Raw genomic sequence first — 17,704 nt, 5'->3', positions numbered from 1 at the left:
CCGGTTCTATTAGTGACCCGTTCACAAGCCTATGAAATCCAGTTTGTGCCAATAACTATTTTAAGAGCCATGATTGATCTGACTATACGCTTATTTATACGAATGAATAGATTACTTCACAGAAAGCGCCTTTTTCGAGAAGATCCATAAACAGCAAAGGAGGGGAGCTTGGCATGGATGCCGTGATCGTCACCGGTGGCAAAGGAACCCGAATGGCCCCGTACACCCAAGTGTTACCCAAAGGGCTCCTCCCCGTCGGGGGACAGCCGACATTGGAAATTATCGTGAAACAACTCAAGTATCACGGATTCCGACACATCACCATGTTGTGTGGTTATCTAGCTCCCCTGATTCAAACTTATTTTGGAGATGGAAGCCGCTGGGGGGTATCCATTCGGTACCGAGTGGAAAAGAGTCCCCTGGGAACAGTCGGACCCCTGAAGGGGATGACCTGCCTCACGCAACCCTTTCTCATGATGAATTGTGACGTGCTCACGACCCTTCATATGAAAGATTTCCATGATTTTCACCGGACTGGGGACAGTTTGCTGACCATTGCCACACAAACCAAAAAGGTCCCGGTTAACCTGGGAGTGTTAGAGACACACGAAGACCTCGTAACCCAATTTCTTGAAAAACCCATGTATCCGGCTTTGGTCAACATGGGCATCTACATGATGGACCCCAAAATTATCGACTACATCCCCGACCAAACCTTTTTCGACATGCCGGATTTAATCCAGGTTCTCCTGAATGCTCATAAAAAAGTGCGCCATTATCACAATGACGCCTTCTGGATGGATATCGGCCGGCCCGGAGACTTTGAAGAAGCCAACCAACTGTATGCCACCATAGCCTCACAACTGCTGCCCGTTGATTCATCGAATTCGGTGGAAATGTCCCAAACATGCTCCAAACAGCCATTAAAGGAGGGCGGGACGTGAAAATCATGACGATTCTCGGGACGCGCCCCGAGATCATCCGCTTGAGCCTCATCATTCACAAGCTGGATCAATATGCTTCCCGGCACATCCTCGTTCACACCGGCCAGAATCACGACTGCTCCCTTAGTGATATTTTTTTTAAGCAGCTGGGAATCCGCTCACCGGACTATCACATCCATTCCGGTACTCATTCGTTTGGAAAACAAGTCGCAACCATGTTCGCAAAAGTGGAAGAAGTTCTCCTGCGGGAAAAGCCTGACCGCATCCTGATACTCGGTGATACCAACAGTGCCCTCTGTGCCATCCTGGCTGAACGGATGGGGTTTCCCGTTTATCACATGGAGGCGGGAAACCGGTGTTACGATCCGGCTGTACCGGAAGAACTCAACCGGAAAATCATCGATACGGCCTCTTCCTTCAATTTGCCTTATACCGAATGGAGTCGGCAAAATTTGCTGCGTGAAGGGATCCCTTCACACCGGATCTGGGTATCGGGAAACCCCATCTATGAAGTGTTGGAACATTATCGGGAAGCGATCGACAACAGCGATTTATTGCAAACCATGAGGCTGACTAAAGGAGGCTACATCCTGGTGACGGTCCACCGGGCTGAAAACGTGGACAACGCCACTCATCTTCGAAAAATTGTGAAAGGTCTTCATCTGGTCGCCGACCAAACGGAAATCCCGGTCATCTGCAGTATTCATCCGCGAACGCAAACCCGTCTCAAACAAAACAACATCGATGTTTCCCATCGCCAGCTGGTTTTCCATGCCCCTTTCAGCTTCTTCGATTTTGTCAAACTGCAGAAAAATGCCCGTGTCGTGGTAACCGACAGCGGAACGGTACAAGAAGAAAGCTGTATTTTCGGTGTACCGGCCGTCACCATTCGAAAAAGCACGGAAAGACCCGAAACAATCGCCTGCGGTAGTAACACGGTGTCCGGCTTGGAGCCGGATCGCATCGCCGCATGCGTCCAATTGATGAACCGTTCCGGCCCTTGGCAATGTCCGGATGGATATCTCGATCCTCACGTTTCAACGAAAGTGGTCAATATGATCTTTGGAGGGTTGAATCATGTTTAAAGGACAAACCATTTTAATCACTGGTGCCACCGGCTCGTGGGGATATGAGTTGACACGCCACTTGCTCCGGCATCAACCGAAAGAAATCCGCATCTTTTCCCGCAACGAATTTTCACAGGTTACCATGGAACGGCATTTCCGATCTCCTCGCTTAACCTTTATTATCGGCGATGTGAGAGAGCGGGAATCCGTCTTGCAAGCTTGCCGCGGTGTCGACTACGTATTCCATCTGGCTGCGCTGAAACACGTTCCCATTTGTGAGATGCAACCGGATGAAGCATTAAAAACCAATGTGTTAGGAACGGAAAACGTCATCCAGGCCGGCATTCGTAATCAAGTGAAAAAAGTGATTGACGTTTCCACCGATAAGGCCGTCGATCCGGTCAATTTTTATGGCATGACTAAAGCCTTCGGTGAAAAGCTGATGATCCGGGCCAACGACCTCACATCCTCCACTCGTTTTGTTTGCATCCGGGGAGGGAATGTTTTGGGAACCAACGGCAGTGTGGTGCCCTACTTTAAAAAACAAATCGCGGAAGACGGCGAGATCACTCTTACCTCTAAAATGATGACACGGTTTTTCCTGACCATTTCTGAGGCGATCGAACTGTTGATCAAAGCGACAATGGAGTCCATCGGGGGAGAAACATTTGTCATGAAGATGAAAACCTGCCGCATTCTTCATTTGGCGGAGGTTTTGACCCGAAACTTGGCAACCCGCTCTGTCCCCATCAAGGAAATCGGAATCCGGCCAGGTGAAAAGTTGCATGAAGTACTGGTATCCGCCAATGAAGCACCCCGCACCTATCGGTACAGCAGCCAGTATTACGTCATCTTGCCGTCCCATCCCACGCCTGCTCTCCAACAACGCTACGGTTCTTTGGATAAAGTGCGATTCCAAACCTATTCCTCCGATACCGATCCGATGTCTGATGATGAGATCGAAGCATTGCTCCGGCGCGGCGGGATGCTTCCTTAAATTCAATAGGAGGAGATGTCCTGTGAAGATCCTGATACTCGGCGGCGGAGGAATGGCCGGGCATATGCTGCGTGATTATCTGGCCGCCAATGAACATGAGGTATGGTGGACCGTGCGCAGACGGGAGCCTCATCCCCTCTCCCTTCCGTTAGATCTCCTGCAGAAGGGAGAGGTTGATTCCATCCTGGAGCGGATTCAACCCGAAGTGGTCATTAACGCAACGGGAATCTTGAAAGATGAAGCGGCCCACCGACTGGAAGAAGCCATTTTCGTAAACAGCTTCTTCCCCCATCGGCTCGCCCGCCGGGGAAAGCGTTATGGATTCCGTCTGATTCAGATCAGCACCGACTGTGTTTTTTCTGGCGATCGTGGTGGTTATACCGAGGAGGATCTTCCCGATACGACGACCATATATGGCAAAACGAAAAGTTTGGGAGAAGTGATCGATTCAACAAACCTGACGATCCGAACTTCTATCATCGGCCCCGAACTAAAACCGGATGGAATCGGTCTGTTTCACTGGTTTATGAATCAAGCAGGCGTGTTAGAGGGATATCGGAATGTTTATTGGAACGGAGTGACTACGCTGGAATTGGGCAAAGCGATTCAATGGTCACTCTCTCGTCCCATCAGCGGTTTGGTCCACCTGGCTTCCCCTCAAAAAATATCAAAATACACACTTCTCCACCTGTTCAAAGAAGTGTTTGACCGAAACGAGATTACAATCCTCCCCAGGGATGATCTCCGATCGGATAAAACCTTGATCAATAGCCGGGAAGATTTTACTTATCTCGTCCCCCCTTATCCCGTGATGTTGAAAGAATTGAAAGATTGGATGGAAACACAGACAGAAAGGAACTATCTGTATGCCTGATATAGGTATCGTCATGCCGGTGTACAACCAACATCCCCCCTACCTCCAGGCTGCTCTCCAATCCGTTATTCATCAGACTTACCAAAGATATCAGTTAGTCATTGTGATTGACGGAGCCGATGAGAAAACCGTACAGACGATCCGGGAAGAAACGGCCGGAGATTCACGGGTGACACTGCTCTTTCATGAAAAGAACAAGGGAGTTTCCCAGGCGCTCAACACCGGGTTTACGTTCCTGTTTCCCCTCCCCCACATCCGATACCTTACATGGATCTCCAGCGACAATGTCTACTACCCCCGTTTCTTAGAAGCATTGCGTGCCAAACTCCATGCAGGTCCGCCTCAGCTGGGACTGGTCTACAGCAGCTTCCGCCATGTAGATGGAGAGGGAAAGTCCATGCAAACCGAGCTTGATCTCGTGAGATTCCGCAAGTTCCAGCAAAAATCCAAAGAGGAACTCCTCGATGTTTGCTTTATCGGAGTCTCTTTCATGTATAAGAAATCCTACGCCCAAAAAATAGAAGGCTATCATCTGGAGCCGGTGGAAGACTACGAATACTGGCTTCGTTTGACCGAACGATGTGAAATCGATTATGTCCCGGAAGAGTTGATGGATTATCGGGTCAATTCCGCCCACAGCGTCTCCGCCCGCCTGCGAAAATCAAAACAACAGCACCGCCGGTGGCGATACGCCTTTCAAATCGCCAGGCAACAAGCCCGACAACGGCGCAACATCCCCTATGAGACCACTGTCATCTTCCCCGTCTACGACGGGATCGAAAACAAAACGGACCTCATGGAAGCATTGTTGGAACAATATTACAGCAACTATGAACTGTTGGTGGTCGATCTCTCTTCCTGTACCACAGGAGAACACATCCTAAAGCAGATTCCGGACCCCCGGGTCACGATTTTTACAATGCCGAACGCCACCGTAAAGGAAGCGGTCCGTCAAACCCTTCCCCGCGCCCACACCCCTTATGTGATGATCCATGGTCCCCGCACCACCTGGCCACCTCTCGTGGTTTGGGATTATTTGCAACGGTTGGTCCTCTATGCTCGTCAGCGTCATACAACGGAATTTCTCTCCGTCCATTATGTTGCCAGAAAAAAGGAACCGATTCAGCACAGGTTCACCCCTCTCAAAGACGAACCCCGCTTCGGGGAGCTCTACAGGACGGATCGCCTGATGAAAATCCTGTGTTAAAAGAGAAATACAGTAGGATGAGGTGCTTTTATGAATAAAAAACCCACCGTTATGATTAATTCCGTCCCTAAAAGCGGAACACATCTAATGGTGCAAATAATTCAGGGGATACCTGGGTTTCATCTGTGTAAGTACTATTACCAATCCACTCTATCCGACATCCGGTTCAACCCTGAAGGCGTGGTAGCCGTAGGTCACTTCCCTTACAACGAAAAATTGTTTGATAACCTCAAGAAATGGGGGATTAGACTCTTTTTTATCAGCCGCGATCCTCGGGATGTCGCGGTTTCTTTAGCCCATTTCTACATGAGAGACAACTTGAAAGACCATCCCATGCACACCTACTTCAAAAAATACACCAAAAGCCATACCGAACGTTTGAGTGTGATCATCAATGGTGCCGATTTGACCCATACGGAAATCCCCAGCAAACACGGATGGACCGGTTATCCCAACCTATATCAACATTTAGCTCCGATCTATCAATGGTTTCGTCAACCTGTAATTATCAAAACCACCTTTGAAAAGCTGGTGGACCCGCAGACTCGAACAAAAGAGTTGACCCGGTTCATCGATTATCTATGGGAAGACATTCGTCCTCTCAACCTTTCCAAACAGGAGATCATGGAACGGATGAACGACAACATCCGGCCTCTGCAATCTTCCACCTTCAGAAAAGGGGAAGTCGGCACGTGGAAAAACGAATTTCTCCCGGAACACAAAAACGATTTTAAACGGGTGGCAGGATCCCTTTTGATCGATCTGAAATATGAACAAAACCAGGATTGGTAGCAACCATCAACCGAAATTCCCTTGGCCTTCGTTATTGGAATGGTTATCTTCCCCTCCTGAATAAAAAAAACGGATGGACCCAAGGGTTCCAATCCGTTTTTTTACCCCTTTCCCCCATCAGATCAGCTCCCACCCGATAGGAGTTCCTTTCTTTACATCTCGGATCACTTTTTTCCCCAGAAAGATATCATAGTACTTGGGCGGAAGACCGTGTCCAGGTCGGACAATCCTTACATTCTCTTTCGTGAACACATCCCCGGCTCTCAGGTCTTGGGAAACATAGAGCGACCGGCGGAAGTGGATTGATTTTTTCTCGGCCCCTGTCGGTCCATAATGAATTTGTCCCATCGCCTGCCAGGCACGATCGGTTTCCTGGACCAGCGCAGTCATTTCATCCGGCTCCAGGGAAAAGGCGGCATCGACTCCCCCATCCGCCCGGCTGAGGGTGAGGTGTTTCTCGATGACTGTCACACCCAACGCCACCCCGGCAACGGCTGTTCCGATCCCGGGAGTATGGTCGGATAAACCAACCTGACAACGAAAAAGATCGCGCATGTGGGGGATGGTCAAAAGGTTGGAATGGGCCGGATCCGCCGGATAGGTGCTGGTGCATTTCAATAAAATCAAGTCGCGGCAGCCCGCCTCCCTGGCGGCCCGGATACTTTCATCCAATTCGGCTGCACTGGCCATGCCGGTAGATAGGATTACCGGCTTGCCTGTTGCGGCCACTTTCTTGATCAAGGGAATATCGGTGTTTTCAAAGGATGCGATTTTAAAACAAGGAATCCCCAACTTCTGCAGAAAATCCACCGAGTCCTCGTCAAAAGGAGAACTGAATAGAATCAACCCCCGCTCCTCGCACCGTTTCCGGATCGGTTCATGCCACTCCCAAGGAGTGGAGGCTTTTTGGTATAACTGATGAAGGGAATTCCCTTTCCATAGGTTGTTGGGATCGTCAATGAAAAAATCACCGCTGTCCAAGTCCAATGTCATGCTGTCAGCCGTATACGTCTGCAATTTGATGGCATCCACCCCGGCAGCGGCGGCGGCATCCACAATCTTCATCGCGCGTTCCAGGGATCGGTTGTGGTTGCCGGACATTTCGGCGATAATGAACGGTCGGTGTTTGCGACTGATTTCTCGGCAACCAATTTGGATCCCCTTATACGGATCAACCATCTTATCCCTTCTTCCTTTTTTGATTTCGATTCACTCCAACCCGTGATCGGATCTTCCTGTCTGAATAACTCATCCTCATTTGATGTGTACGGAAGAACCGATGTTCCACTTTACATTCACTCAAGGACGGGGGGATTGCTCCCTGATAGCGCAAGGCATACCCTTGTTGCACCCAGGCCGTCCACAGCCGCCAAAGCACGGGTTCTTAATGCGAGAAGCGCCTTTCTGTCTTCCGTCAACCTTTTCAGTTCTAATTTTATTTGATGAGAAGTGACCCGCTCCTGTCGGCCCAAGTACGCGATGATTTGCTGATCGTGACACATCTGGCTCACTTCTGTCTGGTTATCTGCGATGGAAATAATCAAACTGGGAATGCCCAAGCAGCACCTCTCCCAAATGGAGCTTCCTCCTCCGCCGATTGCGATGTCCGCCTCCGCCATAAGCGCCGCCATCTCCTCCACATGGCTGAAAAACGATGCGCCTGGAATATGGGAACAAGCCCTCTTCACTTCTTCTTTGTAGGGATTGGCACGACCCACCACCACATCCACCTCCCATTGGTTTGCACGGAGGGAAGTGACGGCCTTTAGGGCTTTCAGCGTCTGGTTTGTGGGATCGGAGCCCCCGAAACAAATGTGAATCCGTCTCACCAAGCCGTCATGCTTTTTCAATTTTTGTCTTTGAACGTAAAACTGTGGTCTTAACAATGCGTATCTGGGTCCTGTCAGGAGTCGGCAATCCCGCACCATCCATGGTTGATAACGGGTCTGCATTTCGCGATGTAGATTTTGATCCAACAGCAGATCACAATCATGGCGCCTGTTTGCCAAGTCGTCAATCACCATAATCTTGTTGGCATAAGCTCGCATGGACTGTTCCCAACGCCAGTCGAGAGCGTAATGATCGACGATCAGCCAGTCGATGGCAGGCTGCTTTTTCAGGATGGCGAGACTCTCCTCTGCATCGCTGTCGTTCCATTCCAATCTTTTTCTTTCAAAATGGATCGGCGGAAGTCGGTGAACCGTAAATCCACGCTTTTCAACCAGATGGTTCATGTTTCCGGGTCCGTCCCGGCATATAAAGCCCACGCTCGCCCCCATCTTTTGAAGCGATTCCGCCAGTGTTAAACATCGCATGGTATGGCCGGTGCCGATCTCGGTGGAGGAATCGGTCCTGATCAATACGTACAAGGCCTTCCCCCCTTTTTAGTGGAACGAGGTAGCGTGAGGATTGATTCCCGTCAACCTTTCGATCAATTGGAACACTTTTTCTTTGGATTGTCTGACAGGATACGCTTTTGCCAGATAGCGGACACGTTTTCTGCGGGCGAACACACGGAACGATTGATCGACAATTAACCTTTGTACGAGCGTGGCCGCAATCTTTGGATCCGGATTGGTTAATTGCGGGCTGTACCGATACGGAGCCCCTGTGCCTTTACCCATGTACACTACCGGCTTATCCATCAACAACTGTTCCAATCCGGTGGTGGAGTTCATGGAAACGGCAGCATCTGCGTTGGCCATCAGATTGTACAGGTGACATTCTGTGGTAAACCACCGAACAGACGGATATCGTTCGATAAGCGGTTTGTACCGTTCCTTCCAATGGTCGTTTCGAATTTCGGCCGGGTGAAGTTTGATCATCACTCCCAGGGAATAGCGGAGAAGGTGTCGCACCAGATTACTGAGATGGGTCAGTTCCCAGATGGGTTGAGTAAAGATTAAGGCCCATTTTTTTCTGGGGTTGATTTGATACTTGGTACAAAAATCCGCTTTGTTCATATGCCGTCTCTCAAAGATGGCATCAAACCGGGGATGCCCTGCGATCTCCAATCGATCCTCCGGTACCCCGGCATCTTGGAAGAATTTTTTCTCATAGAAACCATAAACCGCCTGCTCGGTTGTGTAGAGCGGCAACCATCCTCTGTCCGCGCCTATGATCCCATGCTGAAGGCAGAGGCTGGGAATCCCTTTCATGGCCGCAACCGTGGGAAGAATGCAGCTCACCTTGGCAGTGGCGTTGGCTCCCTCCACAACGACGCCTGCGACGGGAACTTGTTCGAGCAAGTCAAATACCGCTACCAACCACGGGATAATCGTGGGGATATCCTGCTCGATCAGCTTTCTGCTAAACATAGGAACACCAAAAACGGGATGATCGTCCAACTTTTGAAAGATGTTTTGCGCCCGAGATTGAATCTCCTGAATCAAGGTGCTCACATCAGATTGATAGGATTGAAGGTTACAGGTAGGCAATCCCCGGTAGCTGGCACAGTCATCGGTTCTGAGAACCAATACTCTGGAAGGATCCAACGGATGCAAATAGGTTCCTCCCAAAAATAAAACCTTTTTATTTTGTGCTTTCAGCGACGTTGCCGGATCTGGATGGGGAAGAAACTGTTCGAAATTGGGTTGAATCTGTTCTCTGGATGGTTGGTGTCGCAAATGTTGTTTAAATGCCGGTTGTTCGATCTTGGAAGCCATCCTTCCGATATAATAGGGAAAGTGGCAAAAAAGTCCGATGGCAACTCCCCGGTAAGTCAAGGTTCTAAATTCGTGTAAAAAATCGAAATACAGCGCCCAAGCATGCGGATGCATTTGATACATGGAAATTCCTCCATTAAGTTATCGATGATGGATTCAACTTGGTTGCCCGCTGGATCTCCTTTACCAACGATCCGTCGCTCTTATATTTGATCCTGACATCGGCGTTAATGGAACGGATGGCAGGGTTTGCAATCAGATAGGATCGAATCCGTGAGAAATAAAGGGGTTCATATCCGACATCCAAGCCACGATACAAACGTTCAAACAATTGCAAATCCTTCGGTTCATCCAAAGTTAACCGCCATTGGGGATATTGGAATTCTGGCGGCAGTTCCACCTTGTTCACGGAAAAAAGAGTGGGATTGTTCAAGAAATAAGCCGACAAGTATTCCGTATGCGTTAACGGCTTGGGTTGGTTTAACAGTCGTTTGAGAGCTTCCACCGTGATGACGTCCCCGCCGGTTCCAATGGCATGATTCTCCGTGGGAGTGCTAAAATCGAACCCCCCCTGCAGATGACTTTCAATCAGAAGGTCTAAAATTTCCGGTGAAACGGCAGGATTGTCTCCGGTAACTCGAAGGATGACATCGGCTTGTATCGATGCGGCCACCTGTTCCATCCGTCGCGCCACATTCTCCGCATCCCCTCTCAGAACCGTTATCCTCCCCTCCATATCGATCCTTTCCAGCTCCTTATCTTGGGGTAAATCAGACGTTGCCAAAACGACTTGATCCACATGAGATGCGGCCAAACAATTGAGCAAACAGCGCTTAATAGCGCTGACGCCGTGGATGGGGCGAAGTGCTTTTTTAGGTAAGCGGGTCGATTTTAGCCGGCAAATCACCGCAATCGCGACAACCGGTTTCCTCATGTACGCAGCGGTTATCGCTTGATCTTTACCGAAGCGCTGACTGGCCACCGCCGGGAGCCGGTCTCCAAATTCCCTGGGCATGAACCCGTTTTTATCGGTACACCGTTTAAAGGCCACTTTCTCCCGGGAAATCAGTTCGCCACGGGCGATATTTCTGGATGCCACCACTCTCACCGCGTCTTGCAGGTACGCCCGTTGGGCATCGGTGACGGTTTCCCTTCCCATCGCCGTCTCGGCTGTCTTCAGCTTTTGAACCATGGTGGCAAATTCTTGCGGTTCAAGGGAGGAGTAATAGTCATAGCCTTTTTGAGCCCGATCCATGGTAATGTGTTTTTCAATAACGGTGGCACCGGCAAAATAGGCGTACACCGGCAAGTCAAGCGCAAGCGGATTGGATCCGTCCGTGTGATCGGCAAAACCGACAGGCAGCCCATAACGCTTCTTCAGAAAAGGGATCCGAGCGAGAGTGGCGTCTTGAATTCGGGTGGGATAACCCTGAAAACCGTGTTGAAGGATGAGAGGGTGTTTAAAGCACTGTCGAATCTCAGGTAAAAGAGAATCGATTTCCTCATCGTTCCAACCGCCGACTCCAATCAGAAGCGGCTTTTTGAACCGGCTTAAACGTTCAGGGAAATCAAGGGATTGCAGGATCGTCGACGGGACCTTCAATCCGTCAATCCATTTCTGGTGTTTCTCCAAAAGGTGAATGGCCCAGTCGTCCAACACATCGATCCAGACTTCAAGTCCCAAGTTTTTAGCGATTTGCAAGGCCCGCTCCCAAACCGATTCCGGGATAAACAAATCTTGATAAGCTTGATACCAAGGGTAATCGGGAGTGGCCAGATGATCGTATTTAAACCACTGAAACTTGACCGCATCGGCATGGCTTGTGGCCGCCTCCCGGATCAATGCCTGCAACAGCTCGGGATTCCCTTGATGCGCGTTCGCGATTTCCGCGATCACTTTGATGGTTATTGCGATCACCTTCCCCCAACGATGTTTGGATTTACCTCTTGCCGCTACCAATCCGCCGTCGACACGATATTTTGCCCGGTTACACTAGTGCCCCTTCAGGTAACTTCGATCTGTTTTTCTTGGCCTTTACGCGGACAAGTCGGTCGGCTTGGTTTTCCGTCTTCGCTCCATGCACTCATCGAGCACAAGTCTCGCCTCGAGCACTTCGTTTCCGGGTCTCGCTATGCGTGGCAGAGTCGACTCCGCCGGAAAACCAAGCCTCCCTCCACGTAAACACGATCGATATTGGTAGAAGGGGCACTAGTGAGCTGCCGGGGAAACGAGATAAACAGTGTCCGGGCCGGAGGATCCGGCCCGTCGGCCGAGGGGACTTTTGTCCTTTTTGATCAATCCAATGGCATCCCCTCCTATCGCCACTGGACCGGATTAATGACAGCATCCGGCAGATCTCCGAACAGATGTTCAATTCTTCTTCTAACCGCTTCGGGCAGACTCGGTGAACGGATCACTCGCAGGTTTTGCCTGAGTTGTTCCAACGTTTCACAACCGAGGATCATACTGTCGAGTCCGGGAAGATCCCGGACAAAGCATAATGACAGTTGGGCGGGTGTCATATCGAGCTCCCTGGCCAACAGGCGCAACTTCCGAAGGGGTTCCCGTGCCCTTTCCAACGGTCGCGGCACATTTTCCGGTTCCATCAGGATCAGCCCTTGCAAGTAAATACTGCGTGCAAACACAACCATCCCACTTAAGGTCAATCGTTTCAGCAGATGGGTACGCAGAAAGCGATGATCCAAGATATTTAAGGGAATCTGAATTGCATCGAGACAACCTAACCGAAGGGCGGTTTCCGCTTCTCCGGGAGTATAGACCGACACCCCGATTCGTTTGACCAACCCTTCTTCTTTGATTGTCGACAGCGCGGAAATCACGTTTCCTCCATGGGATGTCAGATCGGCAGGATCATGCAGTAAATAGACGTCGATGTGTGGAACATGCAATCGGTGGATAGAGGATTGAACCGATTGTCGAACGAAATCATCAATCGAGGTTTGATCGAGGGGATGCAGACGAACCGCCGGCAATTTGGTCACAATGGAAGGAATAGTGGAAGAGGATGATTGTTTCCGGATATAATCACCGATGATGTTTTCACTGTTTCCATACACCGGAGCGGTATCCAGATATGCAACCCCTGCTGCCACAGCCGTTTGAAGGATTTCCCGCGCTCTTTTTCTGGGTGGTTTCCCCGCTTTGTTGGCGATTCCGTAAGGTTGCCCCAACTGCGCGGTACCCAAAGCCCATTTAGCAGCCACCGTTTACACCACGCACAGAATAGTATTGAATGACCTTGTTTACGGCTTTGATGACATCCTGTGCATCCTCTTCCGACATTTTTGGAAACAGAGGGAGCGTGATGGCTTCCCGGTAGAATAGTTCCGCATGGGGACATAATCCTTCGGTATATCCCAACCGCCGATAATACGGATGCAGATGGACGGGAATGTAGTGAACATTCACCCCGATGTTTTCTTTCAACAGTGCATGAAAAATCGTCTTCCGGTCGGTGGTCAGCTCAGGCAAGCGCAAACGGAGCACATACAGGTGCCACGCGGATTGGACATCTTCCGGTTGAAAAGGTACCGTAACCCCCTTCTTATTTCGAAACGCGTGATTGTACATCGAAGCATATTTCCGGCGCAGACGAAGAAATGAATCCAATTTGTTCATTTGACTGAGTCCTAGAGCGGCCTGGATATCTGTCAGGCGGTAGTTAAAACCTAAAAATTGCATCTGGTAAAACCACGGTCCTTCCCGCTCTCTCATCTTCGCTGGCTCACGGGTAATTCCATGAGATCGAAACTGCAACAGCTTTTCATAATAATCGCGTCGATTGGTCGTGACGGCACCACCCTCACCACTGGTCACATGTTTGACGGGGTGGAAGCTGAACATCGTCAGATCGCCGTCCCCACCGATTTTTCTTCCTTTGTAGGAAGCCCCCAACGCGTGGGCTGCATCTTCGATAACCACCAGTCCATGTTTTTTCGCCAGGCGGCGGATTTCATCCAATTTGGCGGGCTGACCGGTGAAATGGACGGGAATGACGGCCTTTGTCCTGGCAGTCATTTTCCTCTCCAGCTCGGCGGGATCCATGTTGTAAGTAACAGGATCGATATCGGCGAAAATCGGGCGAGCTCCCTGATAAAGAATGCAGTTGGCAGTCGCTGCAAACGTGAGGGGAGTGGTGATGACATCATCCCCGGAACGGATACCGGCAACATAACAGGCGGCATGAAGAGCGGCGGTTCCGCTCGAAAACGCCACGGCATATCTCGCACCCACATATTGAGCCAGTTTCTTTTCAAACGCTTGAATCGCTGGCCCCGTGGTGATGAAATCTCCTTTTAATACCTCAACAACAGCGCGTATATCATCCTCTTCTATCCACTGCTTTCCATATGGAAGAAAGGTATTTCGCGTCGGCTTTCCGCCATAAATGGCGAGTGATGGAGTGTGACTCATGATTTCCACCCATTTTCTCGATAGTTTTGCACGCGGGCAACGTTCTGTTTTCTCCAACGCAGACAGTCATACCAACCCGGGATCTCGCCTACGGATTGTTCAGACACGCCCTAAGCAAAACTGTAGTTACCAGTATATTAAGGCGTTTCTATGAAGGAGCAGGCGAACCCCTATAATCGATAAAAATAGTGTATGGTGTACTAATAGAATCGAAGCCCGTAAAGGAGTCATGTCAAGAACCTCATGATGCGCTGACCGCTTTAAATTTAAAGGCTAACTTTCTTTCTGCTTTTCCCAATCATCGCGAAGCATGGCAAACGAAAGGACATCCTGAAATCGTCCCGCCTTCCACACATGTTGGGCATAAATCCCTTCCAGACGAAAGCCCAACTTGTGATGAATCCGAATGCTGGGATGGTTGAAAGCGAGAACTTCCCCGATCACCTTGTGAAACCGAAGCGTTTCAAAAGCGTAAGCCAGCCCGAGTGTAAGCATCTTCATCCCGGTACCTTTCGGTAGATTTTCTTCTCCCAAGTAAAAGCCCCATAGTGACCGGTTGTTATTCAAATCCACATCCGAGTAGGAAACGATCCCCGCCGGTTTGCCAAACCATTCAAACATCCGCAAATATCGCGGATTTTTTCCACGAAACCAAGCTTGATGTTCATCCCAGGTGATTAAATGGTCGAAATACAGATAATCCCTGACCCGTTCGGAGTTTCGCCATTTTAAAAGGATCGGCAACTCCTCTTCCTTAACCGGTCGCAATCGGTATTCTTGTGAACACATCGGCACCACTCCAAAATCACGGAATGACCGTTCAGTACGAACTGTCGCCGCCCTTCCTTGACGCTCCTTCTTTATGGGCGCCCACCGGATAATTGTTCAATCAACTGGGACAGTTTTTTTGCGGATTGCTTCTCAGGGTAGGCCTTGGACAAATAACGGACGCGTTCTCTTCGAGCAAGCTCGGCGTACGAATCGTCGGTAGCCAACCGATGGGCCATATCCGCAATGATTTTCGGGTTCTTTTGAACAAAATGCGGACTGTATTGATACGGCGCTCCCCCGGCGCTGGTGGGCAACATGTAAATCACCGGTTTATCGAACAACAATGTTTCTAAACCCGTCGTCGAAAAAAAGACAATCGCGATATCCGTATTTGCCATCAAATCATATAAATGGCATTCGGAGTTAAAAAAACGAACAAAAGAATATTGTTGTTTAATCTCGTTGTAGCGATCTTTTTTTTCGAGAGGGTGAAGCTTAACCATGATATTAACCGGATAGCGGGAAAGATGTTCGATTAAACTTTTCAATTGATTGGGATGCCAAACCGATTGCGTGGTGATCAGGACCGTTTTTGCTGCGGGATCCATCTTGTACCGATCACAAAACTCTCTTCTACCCATGTGCTCTCTTTCAAAAATGGCGTCAAAGCGGGGGTGTCCGACAATCTCCAGCTGAGTCTCCGGTACACCTGCTTGTCTGTAATATATTTTTTCATACTCGCCGTAAACCGCTTGCTTGGTTGTAACCACAGGCAGCCACCCTCTGTCCGCTCCTATGATCCCATGTTGAAGACTGATACTGGGAATCCCTTTCATGGAAGCCACGATGGGAAGGATGGCATTTAATTTGACGTTGGTGGCCGTTCCACCCGTCACGACACAAGCGACAGGGATCTGTTTGAAGAGGCGAAAAGCGGCATCCAATCCACGGATGATCAATGGGATATCCAATTTGATCAGTCTGGACTGGAAGGAATAATCTCCAAAAAAAGGATGCCAACCTAGACGCTCGATGATCTGTTGCGCTCGCGATTGGTACGTTTCAATCCAATCGTCTACGTTGGCCTGAAAGGACTGAATGTTACGAACAGCAAATCCCTTGTACCGTCTGTGGTGCAGTTCGGAAAGAATAAACGTACGGGTGGGGTTAAAGTGGTTCCGATAGGTATCTTTCGTAAATCGGAGATAGTCGTCAAAGAAGACCACCTTTCTCTCTTCCGTCTCTCCCGCTCGAAACGTCTCATCTTTGTTTGCTCGGGGAAGGAATCGGTTGTAATAGGGTTGGAAGTCTTCCCTGCTTAACGGGTAATGGTTTAAGTGTTTAATGAATGTATCCTTTTTTATTAAGTGAGTGATATGAGTGGTATAATGCGGGAAATAGCAGAAAAGCGCGATGGGAACCCCGCGATAGGTTAAACATCGAAATCGTTCGAGAAAGTCAAAATACAAAGACCAGACATGAGGATGCAAAGGAATTCCCTCCATATGGATTGGTAGGAAAAACGGTGTTGTGCGGGGACCCGTCGATCTTTCATTTCAAGAACACGGTGTCGATGCTTGGATCCAATGTCTATGCCACATACTTCATATAAACCGTCTTTCTGGGTCTTCATGTTTTATTCCATTTATAGTAGTCAGTATATTGATAACTTGCTATGAAGGGATAGACAAACTCCCATATTATCCAAAAATAGTGTTTTGTATAGATGAAACAAAGCGGCCCTGATTCAGGCCGCTTTGTTTCATACTCTTCTATCCCTTTTCTTGTATCAGCGTTGTACTTCTTCCTCCCACTCGTGGTATCGCCGAGAAACCAGGGGAATGAGAGGGGAATCTTCGGGGATGCCGGCCACGGTTTGCAGCGTCCCCGTCACCCCTTTTTGGGAAAAGAGTTGTTGCAGTTTTACCGATTCCGGATCTTGCTCCGCATGGAAAAAGAAGACGGCGGCGATCCCAGCGGCCAGTCGATCAGGCTGAAGGCCGCGGTCGATCATTTGGAGAGCGGGTCCTACCAGACGGTCCGCCCGCCCCAGCTTGCGTATGGGAGATCGGCCCACTCGTGACACCGGGTCTGTAAGGTGGGGGTTGGCAAAACGCGTTATGATCTTGGCGATATAATTTCGATGTGTTTGAACATCAAATCCATGCTTGGCGACAAGCAACGCGCCCGTCTCCTCCAAAACCCCGGTGACCACCGCCTCCACTCGGGGATGGGTGATCGCCTCCCGCACGGTTTCGCATTCCAGAAGCTGACCGACATACGCACAGACCGCATGACCGGTGTTGACCGTGTAGAGTTTCCGTTCAATATAAGGGGGAAGACTGTCGACATAAGTGACACCGTCGATGGGCGGGATATCGCCCTTAATTCCGCTTCGATCCATCACCCATTCGTGGAAAGGTTCGACGGAGACCGTAAGCAAATCCGTCCCGGCTTGAACCGGAACGATCCGGTCGACGGCAGCATCCGGAAACCCCGTTGTTCGTTCCATCCCCTCCAGCTCTTCCTTGGACAGATGGTTGGCCACTTGTTCCTTCAGGAGGCTGGATGCTCCCAACATGTTTTCACAAGCCACCACGTTAAGAGGGGAACTCTTCCGCCGCAAGCGAAGACGGATCCCTTCTGCCAACAGGGGGGCAATTGCCTGCATCACCGCCGGGCCCACTGCGGTGGTCACGAGATCCGCCCCGGCGATCGCTTCCACCACCTGATCCAATTCGGTCCGACTGTCCAGAGCGGTCACACCCGTTACCCAGATCGTTTCCACCTGTTCTCCCAGCAGACGGACGGAATAACGCCCCCGTTTCCGCAATTCCCGAACCAGCGGGGCTTGAACATCGACAAAGCAAACCTCGTATCCCGATCGGGCAAGCCGTTCCCCGATAAATCCCCGCCCGATATTCCCCGCACCAAAATGAACCGCGCGCATCT

15 protein-coding genes are annotated in these 17,704 nt (G+C 50.0%); 6 read left to right on the top strand and 9 right to left on the bottom strand.

Annotated features, from left to right (window positions below):
• The first annotated feature begins 173 nt into the window (after nucleotides 1–173).
• Genes JOE21_RS01555 through JOE21_RS01530 form a run of 6 tightly spaced genes read left to right on the top strand, consistent with a single transcriptional unit; the run spans nucleotide 174 to nucleotide 5,881 of the window.
• On the top strand, nucleotides 174–944 hold the full coding sequence (locus JOE21_RS01555) for a sugar phosphate nucleotidyltransferase (RefSeq protein WP_309861533.1): 771 nt from the start codon (nucleotides 174–176) through the stop codon (nucleotides 942–944).
• Nucleotides 941–2,029: a non-hydrolyzing UDP-N-acetylglucosamine 2-epimerase gene (wecB, locus tag JOE21_RS01550; RefSeq protein WP_309861530.1), complete on the top strand. Its 1,089-nt coding sequence runs from the start codon at nucleotides 941–943 to the stop codon at nucleotides 2,027–2,029. The genes JOE21_RS01555 and wecB overlap by 4 nt, the downstream gene beginning before the upstream one ends.
• Nucleotides 2,022–3,008: a polysaccharide biosynthesis protein gene (locus JOE21_RS01545; RefSeq protein WP_309861527.1), complete on the top strand. Its 987-nt coding sequence runs from the start codon at nucleotides 2,022–2,024 to the stop codon at nucleotides 3,006–3,008. Before wecB ends, JOE21_RS01545 begins: the two co-directional genes overlap by 8 nt.
• A gap of 22 nt (nucleotides 3,009–3,030) precedes the next feature.
• On the top strand, nucleotides 3,031–3,882 hold the full coding sequence (locus JOE21_RS01540) for a dTDP-4-dehydrorhamnose reductase family protein (protein WP_309861523.1): 852 nt from the start codon (nucleotides 3,031–3,033) through the stop codon (nucleotides 3,880–3,882).
• Nucleotides 3,875–5,089, top strand: a complete 1,215-nt coding sequence (locus JOE21_RS01535; RefSeq protein WP_309861520.1) for a glycosyltransferase family 2 protein — start codon at nucleotides 3,875–3,877, stop codon at nucleotides 5,087–5,089. The genes JOE21_RS01540 and JOE21_RS01535 overlap by 8 nt, the downstream gene beginning before the upstream one ends.
• A 30-nt stretch (nucleotides 5,090–5,119) precedes the next feature.
• Complete coding sequence (locus tag JOE21_RS01530; protein WP_309861518.1) at nucleotides 5,120–5,881, top strand: sulfotransferase domain-containing protein; 762 nt, start codon at nucleotides 5,120–5,122, stop codon at nucleotides 5,879–5,881.
• A 117-nt stretch (nucleotides 5,882–5,998) separates the two neighbouring features.
• Here JOE21_RS01530 and pseI read toward each other — a convergent pair whose 3' ends face one another.
• The 9 genes from pseI to JOE21_RS01485 all read right to left on the bottom strand — a co-directional run bounded on the left by pseI (nucleotide 5,999) and on the right by JOE21_RS01485 (nucleotide 17,702).
• Complete coding sequence (pseI, locus tag JOE21_RS01525; protein ID WP_309861515.1) at nucleotides 5,999–7,060, bottom strand: pseudaminic acid synthase; 1,062 nt, start codon at nucleotides 7,058–7,060, stop codon at nucleotides 5,999–6,001.
• A 116-nt stretch (nucleotides 7,061–7,176) separates the two neighbouring features.
• Nucleotides 7,177–8,250 (bottom strand): UDP-2,4-diacetamido-2,4,6-trideoxy-beta-L-altropyranose hydrolase, encoded by a 1,074-nt coding sequence (pseG, locus tag JOE21_RS01520; protein WP_309861513.1) that lies wholly within the window; start codon nucleotides 8,248–8,250, stop codon nucleotides 7,177–7,179.
• Nucleotides 8,251–8,265: 15 nt separating this feature from the next.
• Nucleotides 8,266–9,669 (bottom strand): capsular polysaccharide export protein, LipB/KpsS family, encoded by a 1,404-nt coding sequence (locus tag JOE21_RS01515; RefSeq protein ID WP_309861511.1) that lies wholly within the window; start codon nucleotides 9,667–9,669, stop codon nucleotides 8,266–8,268.
• A gap of 13 nt (nucleotides 9,670–9,682) precedes the next feature.
• Nucleotides 9,683–11,464, bottom strand: a complete 1,782-nt coding sequence (locus JOE21_RS01510) for an N-acetylneuraminate synthase family protein (protein ID WP_309861507.1) — start codon at nucleotides 11,462–11,464, stop codon at nucleotides 9,683–9,685.
• Nucleotides 11,465–11,862: 398 nt separating this feature from the next.
• Nucleotides 11,863–12,771, bottom strand: a complete 909-nt coding sequence (locus JOE21_RS01505) for an aldo/keto reductase (RefSeq protein WP_309861505.1) — start codon at nucleotides 12,769–12,771, stop codon at nucleotides 11,863–11,865.
• Nucleotides 12,761–13,981, bottom strand: a complete 1,221-nt coding sequence (pseC, locus tag JOE21_RS01500) for a UDP-4-amino-4,6-dideoxy-N-acetyl-beta-L-altrosamine transaminase (RefSeq protein WP_309861503.1) — start codon at nucleotides 13,979–13,981, stop codon at nucleotides 12,761–12,763. Before pseC ends, JOE21_RS01505 begins: the two co-directional genes overlap by 11 nt.
• Before the next feature lie 273 nt (nucleotides 13,982–14,254).
• Nucleotides 14,255–14,770: a UDP-4-amino-4,6-dideoxy-N-acetyl-beta-L-altrosamine N-acetyltransferase gene (gene pseH, locus JOE21_RS01495; protein WP_309861501.1), complete on the bottom strand. Its 516-nt coding sequence runs from the start codon at nucleotides 14,768–14,770 to the stop codon at nucleotides 14,255–14,257.
• A gap of 71 nt (nucleotides 14,771–14,841) precedes the next feature.
• Nucleotides 14,842–16,242, bottom strand: a complete 1,401-nt coding sequence (locus tag JOE21_RS01490) for a CDP-glycerol glycerophosphotransferase family protein (protein ID WP_309861498.1) — start codon at nucleotides 16,240–16,242, stop codon at nucleotides 14,842–14,844.
• 299 nt (nucleotides 16,243–16,541) lie between these two features.
• Nucleotides 16,542–17,702, bottom strand: a complete 1,161-nt coding sequence (locus tag JOE21_RS01485) for a mannitol-1-phosphate 5-dehydrogenase (protein ID WP_309861495.1) — start codon at nucleotides 17,700–17,702, stop codon at nucleotides 16,542–16,544.
• Nucleotides 17,703–17,704 lie beyond the last annotated feature (2 nt).

The organism is Desmospora profundinema (assembly GCF_031454155.1).
In the GTDB taxonomy this organism is placed as follows: Bacteria; Bacillota; Bacilli; order Thermoactinomycetales; family DSM-45169; genus Desmospora; species Desmospora profundinema.
This window is presented reverse-complemented; position numbering and strand designations above follow the sequence as displayed.

Coding starts and splice junctions, on each gene's coding strand:
- JOE21_RS01545 (WP_309861527.1), top strand. CDS start 2,022: ATGTTTAAAGGACAAACCATTTTAATCACTGGTGCCACCGGCTCGTGG.
- JOE21_RS01530 (WP_309861518.1), top strand. CDS start 5,120: ATGAATAAAAAACCCACCGTTATGATTAATTCCGTCCCTAAAAGCGGA.
- JOE21_RS01485 (WP_309861495.1), bottom strand. CDS start 17,702: ATGCGCGCGGTTCATTTTGGTGCGGGGAATATCGGGCGGGGATTTATC.
- JOE21_RS01555 (WP_309861533.1), top strand. CDS start 174: ATGGATGCCGTGATCGTCACCGGTGGCAAAGGAACCCGAATGGCCCCG.
- pseI (WP_309861515.1), bottom strand. CDS start 7,060: ATGGTTGATCCGTATAAGGGGATCCAAATTGGTTGCCGAGAAATCAGT.
- JOE21_RS01515 (WP_309861511.1), bottom strand. CDS start 9,669: ATGTATCAAATGCATCCGCATGCTTGGGCGCTGTATTTCGATTTTTTA.
- pseH (WP_309861501.1), bottom strand. CDS start 14,770: ATGTGTTCACAAGAATACCGATTGCGACCGGTTAAGGAAGAGGAGTTG.
- JOE21_RS01535 (WP_309861520.1), top strand. CDS start 3,875: ATGCCTGATATAGGTATCGTCATGCCGGTGTACAACCAACATCCCCCC.
- pseC (WP_309861503.1), bottom strand. CDS start 13,981: ATGAGTCACACTCCATCACTCGCCATTTATGGCGGAAAGCCGACGCGA.